Source organism: Immundisolibacter sp., assembly GCF_028696615.1.
Taxonomy (GTDB): Bacteria; Pseudomonadota; Gammaproteobacteria; order Immundisolibacterales; family Immundisolibacteraceae; genus Immundisolibacter.
In genome coordinates, this window is the sequence record NZ_JAQVGQ010000006.1 from 1 (window position 1) to 7,064 (window position 7,064).

The following is a 7,064-nucleotide window of genomic DNA, read 5'->3' on the forward strand; positions in this document are numbered from 1 at the left end:
TGCTGGACACGCGCGGGCTGGGGTGGGGCGGTCAGTATACTGATGGGCGTTCACGCCCCCGCAGCGCGCTGGCGCCGCCAGCGCCGATCGCCACGGAATCCCATGCTGTACCGCCACCTGGCCGACAGCGCCCAGCACCGGCGCGAGTACCTCGGCATCATCCCGCACAGCGCCGCGCTGGGGCTGGAAATCACCCTTGCCGACCTCAACCGCTGCGTGCTGCGCCTGCCGTTTCGGGCCGAGCTGGCCGACGCCGGCCACGGCGGGCTCGCCAACGGCGCCGTGTCGGCGTTGCTCGACAACGCCGGCGGGGTGGCGGTGTTCTGCGCGCTCGATGCGCCGGCCGACTACTCCACGCTGAGCCTGCGGGTCGAGTTCATCGCGCCGCCGGCCAGCGGCGCCGACGTGTACGCGCGCGTCGAGTGCGTGCGCCTAGAGGGACGGCAGGCACACATCCGCGGCGTGGCGGACTGCGGCTCGGCGGATCGTCCAGGCGCGCCGTTCGCCACCGTGAGCGGCGTGTTCTTCATCAAGCCGGACAGCCGACCGCTGCGCGACTTCGGGGCGCTCGGCAATGTCTGACCGCGACCCACTGCTCGGCGCCGTGCCCTACGCCGCCTACCTTGACCTGCAGATCAACGACGCCGGCGAGCTGTGGCTGCCGTTTCGGGACGACCTGATCGGCAATTTCCACATCGGCGCCCTGCACGGTGGCGTGGTGGCGGCGGCGCTGGAATGCGCCGTGCTGGTGTGGCTGCGCCGGCAGGGCCACGCGGCGCCGCGCACCATCGACTTCACCATCGACTACCTGCGCCCGGCCCTGTCGCGCGACCTGCACCTCACCGCCACGCCGGTGCGCATCGGCCGGGCGGTGGCCACCGTGCGCGTGGACGCCTGGCAGGTGGATCGGCGCCGCCCGGTGGCGGCGGGGCATGGGAATTTCGGGCTGGGCGGGCCCCGATCATGACGGGCCTGCGCGCGGTGATCTTCGACTTCGACGGCGTCGTTGCCGAGCGCGGCTTTCGCGGCGCGTTGAAGGCGCTGGCAGAACGCTGCGGGCTCGACTATCCGCCACTGCCGGGCCTCGCCATGCAGGCGCTGATCGATAGCGGATACGTGACCGGCCGCGGCAGCGAGGCGGACTGGTGGCGCCGTCTGGAGGCGACGCTCGGGCCGCTTGGCGATTGCGCCAGGTTCCGCGCCGACGTGTTGGCGCTGTCGGTGGTGCGGCCGTGGCAACTGGCGCTCGCCGCCGAGCTTGCGGGCGCGGGTTACGCGACGGCGGTGCTTTCCGACCACACCGACTGGCTCGACCAGATCGAAACCCGCCAGCCCTTTGCGCACGCCTTCGGGCGGGTGTTCAACAGCTATTACCTTGGTGCCTGCAAGCGCGAGGCGACGGCCTTCACGGCGGTGGCGGACGCGCTCGGCGTGCCGCCCGAGCAGGCCGTGTTCATCGACGACAACCCGGACAACGTGGCGCGCGCCGCGGTGCTTCGCATGACCGGCATCGTCTACCGTGAGCGGACGGCATTTTTGCGCGATCTGGGCGCGGCGCTTCGCCGGCCGGTCGGGGCGGTGGCCTGAGAGCCCGTGAATTTTTCAAGCGCTCAGGCCGGCCAGGGATGGCCGGACGCGAATCGAGCCCGCAAGGGCTCGATTCGCGGGAGCCCGTCCGGGCGTGTACCGGACGGGCGACGCAAGAAATGCGCAGGACGCGCATTTCTTCACAAACGCTGAGCTCGATCGAGCGCGGCCAGTTCCTGCGCCGTGGCGGCGCGCCACTGCCCGGGTTGCAGATCGCCCAGTCGCAGTGGGCCGATCGCCACGCGGATCAGGCGCAGCGTCGGGTGGCCGACCGCCGCCGTCATGCGCCGCACCTGGCGGTTGCGGCCCTCGGTGAGGGTGAGCTCGATCCACGCGGTCGGGATCAGCCGGCGCTCGCGGATCGGCGGCAGGCGCGGCCACAGCCAGGCGGGTTCCGGCACCGCGCGCGCCTGCGCCGGGCGGGTGGGGCCGTCGTGCAGCAACACGCCGCGGCGCAGCGCCTCGAGCGCGGCCGCGTCGGGTATGCCTTCCGCCTGGGCGAGGTAGGTTTTGGGCAGCTTGAAGGCGGGGTCGGCGATGCGCTGCTGCAGACGCCCGTCGCCGGTCAGCAGCAGCAGGCCCTCGGAGTCGCGGTCCAGACGCCCGGCCGGATACAGGTCAGGCAACGGTAGCAGGTTGGCCAGCGTCGGCCGGCCGGCCGCGTCGGTGAACTGGCACAGCACGTCGTAGGGTTTGTTCAGCAGCACCAGGCGCGGCGCGGCCGCAGGAGTGGACGAATGCGACATGGTCTATGGGCACTGGCGCTGGCGGCGCCTTGGGCAATGGGTGTGGCGCAGGCCGCGCCGCTGCGCAGCACGCTGGCTGATCAAAACGCGCTCGCCGTCACCGTGTACGACGGCGACCTCGCGCTGGTGAAGGATACGCGCGAGCTGCCGCTGCCGGCTGGCGAGAGCGTGCTCGAACTGGGCGACGTGAGCGCGCAGATTCGGCCGGAAACCGCCCTGCTGCGCGCGGCCAGAGGCAGGCCGATCGCGCTGCTGGAGCAGACCTTCGACGTCGACCTGCTGACGCCGGCCAAGCTGCTCGAAAAACACGTCGGTCGCCAGGTGCGCGTGGTGCGCACCCATCCCACCACCGGCGCCGACAGCGCCGAGACCGCCACCGTGCTGGCCGCGGGCGAGGGCGTGGTGCTCAAGATCGGCGACCGCATCGAAACCGGCCTGCCGGGGCGGCTGGTGTTCGACGCCGTGCCGGACAACCTGCGCGACCGGCCGACGCTGGCGGTGATGGTGAGCGCCGACGGCGCCGGTCCGCGCGAGCTGGAGCTGTCCTACCTCACCGGCGGCCTTGCCTGGCAGGCCGATTACGTGGCGCAGCTCGCGGCGAGCGAGAAGGCGCTGGCGCTGTCCGGCTGGGTCACGCTCACCAACCGCAGCGGCACGGCCTACCGCAACGCCCGTGTGCAACTGGTGGCCGGCGACGTGCACCGCGTGCAGCCGATCATGCAGCGCCGTGAGGTGGCGCAGGCGCTGATGGCCAAAGCCGACGCCGGCGCCATGCGCGAGCAAGGGCTGCTCGACTACCACCTCTACACGCTCGGCCGGCCGATCACGCTGGCCGACCAGCAGACCAAGCAGGTGGCGCTGCTGGCGGCGCCCGCCGTGCAGGTGCAAAAGGAATATCGCCTTCGCGGCGCCGACCATTACTACTCGAGCCGGTCCGGTGAGGTGGACGTGCCGCAGAAGGTGGCCGTGTTGTTGCATGTCGACAACCGCAAATCGGCCGGACTCGGGCTGCCGCTGCCGGCCGGCGTGGTGCGCGTCTACCAGCGCGATGCGCTCGGCGGCGCGCAGTTCGTCGGCGAGGACCGCATCGACCACACGCCCGAGAACGAGACCGCGGAACTCGAGCTCGGCGATGCCTTCGACGTGACCGCCCGGCGCACGCAGACCGACTTCAAGGTGCTGAGCACCGAAAAAGACCAGCGCCCGCAGTTCGAAAGCGCCTATCGCATCGCACTCAAAAACGCCCGCAAGACGCCGGTCACCGTCACCGTGGACGAGCCCATCGCCGGCGACTGGGACGTGCTCGACAGCTCGCAGCCGCACGAGAGGGCCGCCGCCAACACCGCGCGCTGGCTGGTGACGGTGCCGGCCGGTGGCGGTCAAACGCTTACGTACCGGGTACGGGTGACAATGTGACCGGTCGTTTTATTGGAGATAACTTCTGATGTTCCGTTCCATGCTGTTTGCCGTCGCGGCCTTGCTGGCGGCGCCCGCCTTTGCCGACCTGACCGCCGTGTATGCCCTGGCGGGCGGCGAGCAACTGCGCGTCGAGTACCGCGACGCGGCCAATTTCCGCATCGGCACCGACGCCGAGAACTACCAGTTGATGGTGAACGGGCACCTGTACGCCGTGGCCCAGGGGCAGGTGATCGACGTGCAAAAGGTGTCGCGGCAGATTCGCGCCGTCGGCGCCGACACCTTCCTGGCCGGGTTGCTCGGTGACGCCACCTCGGACGTGCCGACCGATGTGTCGGTGCGCCCACTCGGCCGGCGCGAAACCATCGCCGGCTACACCGGCGAGGTGTACGAGGCGGTGGCGCGCACCTCGAACGGCGAACAGCGCGCCGAAGTCGTCGTCGCCGACGACGCGGACCTGAAGGCCGTGCAGGACGCCCTGATGAAGGTGGCCAAGGACGCCGTGGCCGCGGTCGGCGCCGAGTCGAGCGCCTACGCGCGCCCGCTGCAGCAGGTCGAGCAACTGCGACTCGGCGGCGTGCTGCGCTACGGCGAGGACCTGCGTCTGGTGTCGCTGCAGCGCGCGCCGATCGCCGCCGGGCGCATCGCGCTGCCGTAGCGCGCCGGTCAGGTCGCCTGCGACAGCCGGATCGGAATCCGTCGCGCGCCGAAGTGGCCGGGCTCGGGCTCGAACACGCCCGGAATGACCGTGCCGCAGTCGCGGCAGGCGCCGTGCGCGTCGAGCCCCCAGTGGCCGATGCGATAGCCGTCACGCTCGATCAGCAGCGCGCCGCAGCCGGGGCACCAGGTGCTGTTGCCGGCCGGGTCGTAGACGTTGCCGGTGTAGGCGAAGCGCACGCCGTTTTTGAGGGCGATCTCGCGGGCGCGGATCAGCGTGTCGGACGGCGTCGGCGGCTTGTCGGTGAGCTTCCAGTCCGGGTGAAACGCCGTGAAATGCATCGGCACGTCCGGACCGAGGTTGGCGACCACCCAATTGGTCATGGCGTCGATTTCTTCGGGTGAATCGTTCTCGCCCGGAATCAGCAGCGTGGTCAGCTCGAGCCAGGTGCGCGTGTGGCGCTTGATGTAGACCAGCGTGTCCAACACCGGCTGCAGGTGGCCGCCGCAAACCTTGTCGTAGAAGCGCTCGGAAAACGCCTTCAGGTCCACGTTGGCGGCGTCCATGTGCTGGAAGAATTCCTCCCGCGCCGCCTCGCCGATGTAGCCGGCCGTCACCGCCACGGTGCGGATGCCGACCCTGTGGCAGGCGCGGGCGGTATCCACCGCGTATTCCAGAAAGATCACCGGGTCGTTGTAGGTGAAGGCGATGCTGCGGCAGCCGGTGCGCTGCGCCGCGCGTGCCAAGTCCTCGGGCATGGCGCGGTCCTGCAGGGTGTCCATCTGCCGGGATTTCGACATGTCCCAGTTCTGGCAGAACTTGCAGGCGAGGTTGCAGCCGGCGGTGCCGAACGACAGCACCGGCGTGCCGGGCAGGAAGTGGTTCAGCGGCTTTTTCTCGATGGGATCGATGCAAAAGCCGCTCGAGCGGCCGTAGCTGTAGAGCTTCATCTCGTCGGCCTCGCGGCCGCGCACGTAGCACAGGCCGCGCTGGCCTTCGCGCAGGCGGCAGGCGCGCGGGCACAGGTCGCACTCGATGCGGCCGTCGGCCAGGCGGTGCCAGTAGCGCCCGCTGACCACGGTGTCGGGGGTGGCGTTTTCGGTCATGCCATGGGTCTCGGTAATGGGTGGCCCCTGATATTGATAACAGCGGCCAGGATGACCATTTAGATGCCATCGGTGCCGGCGAATTCAACTCCGGCGCAGTTTTGGAGAACGCACATGACCCAACCCACGCTCAGGCCGCCGGCACTGGCCGGGCTGTTCTATCCGGCGGCGCCGGAGCCCTTGGCGCGCACGGCCGCCGGACTGCTGGCGCGCGCCGACGCGGCCGGACCGCCGGCGCGTCACCTGATCGTGCCGCACGCCGGCTGGGTTTACAGCGGCGAGGTGGCGGCGGCCGCCTATCGCCGCATCCCGCAGGGCGTCCGGCGTGTGTTGCTGCTGGGGCCGGTGCACCGGGTGTGGACGCCCGGCATGGCCGTGCCCTCGGTGGATGCCTTTGAGACCCCCCTCGGCGACATCCCGCTCGACCGGGACGCGCTGGCCGCGCTCGCCCGGCTGCCGGGCGTCGTGGTGGATGACCGCCCACACCGCGACGAGCACGCCATTGAGGTGCACCTGCCGTTCCTGCAGGTGGCGCTTGGCGAGTTCACGCTGATTCCGGTGCTGGTCGGTGGTGCGCCGGCCACGGCGGTGGCCGACGTGATCGCCGCCTGCGACGACGGCCAAACGCTGGTGCTGGTCAGCTCCGACCTGTCGCACTTTCACGACTACGCCACCGCCAAGCGCCTGGATGCCCGCACCGCGCAGCGCATCGTCGCGCTCGAAAGCGATCTGACCGGCGAGGAGGCCTGCGGTGCGGCCGCCATCAACGGCCTCGATCTTTACGCCCGCAGCCGCCGCCTGGCCGCCGAGCTGCTGGACCTGCGCAATTCCGGCGATACCGCCGGCCCGCGCGACCGCGTGGTGGGCTACGGCAGCTTCGCGCTGCGGCAGGCGGCCTGAGGGAGGCGATTTCGATGAACGCAACGACGGTATTGCAGCAGACGATCCCAGCCGCGGGTGATCGTGAGGTACGCGACACGCTGCTCGATCTGGCGCGCCGGTCGATCGCCCACGGTCTTCGTCACGGCCGACCGCTGCCGCCGCCGCTAGCCGGGCAGGCGCCGTTCCTGGCCGAGCACCGCGCCAGCTTCGTGACGCTCACCCGTCACGGTCAGCTGCGCGGCTGCATCGGCCGGCTCGAGGCCGTCCGCCCGCTGGGCGCGGACGTGGCCGACAACGCCTTCGCGGCGGCGTTCCGCGACCCGCGCTTCGCGCCGCTCGGGCACGAGGAGTTCGGCCAGCTGCGCCTGACGGTGGCGGTGCTGACGCCGCCCGAGCCATTGCCGGTGCGCGACGAGATCGAGCTGCTGGCCCGCCTCGAGCCGGGCGAGCACGGCCTGATCCTGGAACTGGGCGCCCACCGCGCCACCTTCCTGCCCAAGGTATGGGAGCAGCTGCCCGAGCCGGCCGAGTTCCTCGCCCACCTCAAGCGCAAGGCGGGCCTGCCGGCCGATTACTGGAACGAGGCGATGCGTTTTTCGGTGTACCGATCGATCGACTACAGCGAGGACGGCGACTGAGAGCGTGTGAATTTTTCAAGCTCCGAGGCCG

9 protein-coding genes are annotated in these 7,064 nt (G+C 70.6%); 7 read left to right on the forward strand and 2 right to left on the reverse strand.

All coding sequences use genetic code 11. The features are described 5' to 3' along the window. Positions 1-102: 102 nt before the first annotated feature. Genes PHC73_RS00935 through PHC73_RS00945 form a run of 3 tightly spaced genes read left to right on the forward strand, consistent with a single transcriptional unit; the run spans position 103 to position 1,587 of the window. Positions 103-582: a PaaI family thioesterase gene (locus tag PHC73_RS00935; RefSeq protein ID WP_300123686.1), complete on the forward strand. Its 480-nt coding sequence runs from the start codon at positions 103-105 to the stop codon at positions 580-582. After that, complete coding sequence (locus tag PHC73_RS00940; RefSeq protein WP_300123687.1) at positions 575-967, forward strand: PaaI family thioesterase; 393 nt, start codon at positions 575-577, stop codon at positions 965-967. The genes PHC73_RS00935 and PHC73_RS00940 overlap by 8 nt, the downstream gene beginning before the upstream one ends. Further along, entirely contained in the window at positions 964-1,587 is a 624-nt protein-coding gene (locus tag PHC73_RS00945; RefSeq protein WP_300123688.1) for an HAD-IA family hydrolase, read from the forward strand. Before PHC73_RS00940 ends, PHC73_RS00945 begins: the two co-directional genes overlap by 4 nt. 140 nt (positions 1,588-1,727) lie before the next feature. Here the strand turns inward: PHC73_RS00945 and PHC73_RS00950 are convergent, their stop codons facing one another. Next, positions 1,728-2,333, reverse strand: a complete 606-nt coding sequence (locus PHC73_RS00950) for a pseudouridine synthase (RefSeq protein WP_300123689.1) — start codon at positions 2,331-2,333, stop codon at positions 1,728-1,730. Here PHC73_RS00950 and PHC73_RS00955 point away from each other — a divergent pair. Continuing rightward, the gene (locus tag PHC73_RS00955) at positions 2,325-3,749 is read left to right on the forward strand and encodes a DUF4139 domain-containing protein (RefSeq protein ID WP_300123690.1); all 1,425 of its coding nucleotides are present in this window, start codon (positions 2,325-2,327) and stop codon (positions 3,747-3,749) included. The genes PHC73_RS00950 and PHC73_RS00955 overlap by 9 nt on opposite strands. A gap of 28 nt (positions 3,750-3,777) precedes the next feature. Then, complete coding sequence (locus PHC73_RS00960) at positions 3,778-4,407, forward strand: hypothetical protein (RefSeq protein ID WP_300123691.1); 630 nt, start codon at positions 3,778-3,780, stop codon at positions 4,405-4,407. An 8-nt stretch (positions 4,408-4,415) separates the two neighbouring features. Here the strand turns inward: PHC73_RS00960 and amrS are convergent, their stop codons facing one another. Further along, positions 4,416-5,513 carry an AmmeMemoRadiSam system radical SAM enzyme gene (amrS, locus tag PHC73_RS00965; protein ID WP_300123692.1) on the reverse strand — a complete coding sequence of 366 codons (1,098 nt, stop codon included), beginning with the start codon at positions 5,511-5,513 and terminating at the stop codon, positions 4,416-4,418. Positions 5,514-5,627: 114 nt separating this feature from the next. Between amrS and amrB the strand changes: the two genes are divergently transcribed. Then, positions 5,628-6,413, forward strand: coding sequence for an AmmeMemoRadiSam system protein B (amrB, locus tag PHC73_RS00970; protein WP_300123693.1), 786 nt, complete (start codon positions 5,628-5,630; stop codon positions 6,411-6,413). 14 nt (positions 6,414-6,427) lie between these two features. Further along, on the forward strand, positions 6,428-7,033 hold the full coding sequence (gene amrA, locus PHC73_RS00975) for an AmmeMemoRadiSam system protein A (protein WP_300123694.1): 606 nt from the start codon (positions 6,428-6,430) through the stop codon (positions 7,031-7,033). Positions 7,034-7,064 lie beyond the last annotated feature (31 nt).

Coding starts and splice junctions, on each gene's coding strand:
- PHC73_RS00935 (WP_300123686.1), top strand. CDS start 103: ATGCTGTACCGCCACCTGGCCGACAGCGCCCAGCACCGGCGCGAGTAC.
- PHC73_RS00940 (WP_300123687.1), top strand. CDS start 575: ATGTCTGACCGCGACCCACTGCTCGGCGCCGTGCCCTACGCCGCCTAC.
- PHC73_RS00945 (WP_300123688.1), top strand. CDS start 964: ATGACGGGCCTGCGCGCGGTGATCTTCGACTTCGACGGCGTCGTTGCC.
- PHC73_RS00955 (WP_300123690.1), top strand. CDS start 2,325: ATGCGACATGGTCTATGGGCACTGGCGCTGGCGGCGCCTTGGGCAATG.
- PHC73_RS00950 (WP_300123689.1), bottom strand. CDS start 2,333: ATGTCGCATTCGTCCACTCCTGCGGCCGCGCCGCGCCTGGTGCTGCTG.
- PHC73_RS00960 (WP_300123691.1), top strand. CDS start 3,778: ATGTTCCGTTCCATGCTGTTTGCCGTCGCGGCCTTGCTGGCGGCGCCC.
- amrS (WP_300123692.1), bottom strand. CDS start 5,513: ATGACCGAAAACGCCACCCCCGACACCGTGGTCAGCGGGCGCTACTGG.
- amrB (WP_300123693.1), top strand. CDS start 5,628: ATGACCCAACCCACGCTCAGGCCGCCGGCACTGGCCGGGCTGTTCTAT.
- amrA (WP_300123694.1), top strand. CDS start 6,428: ATGAACGCAACGACGGTATTGCAGCAGACGATCCCAGCCGCGGGTGAT.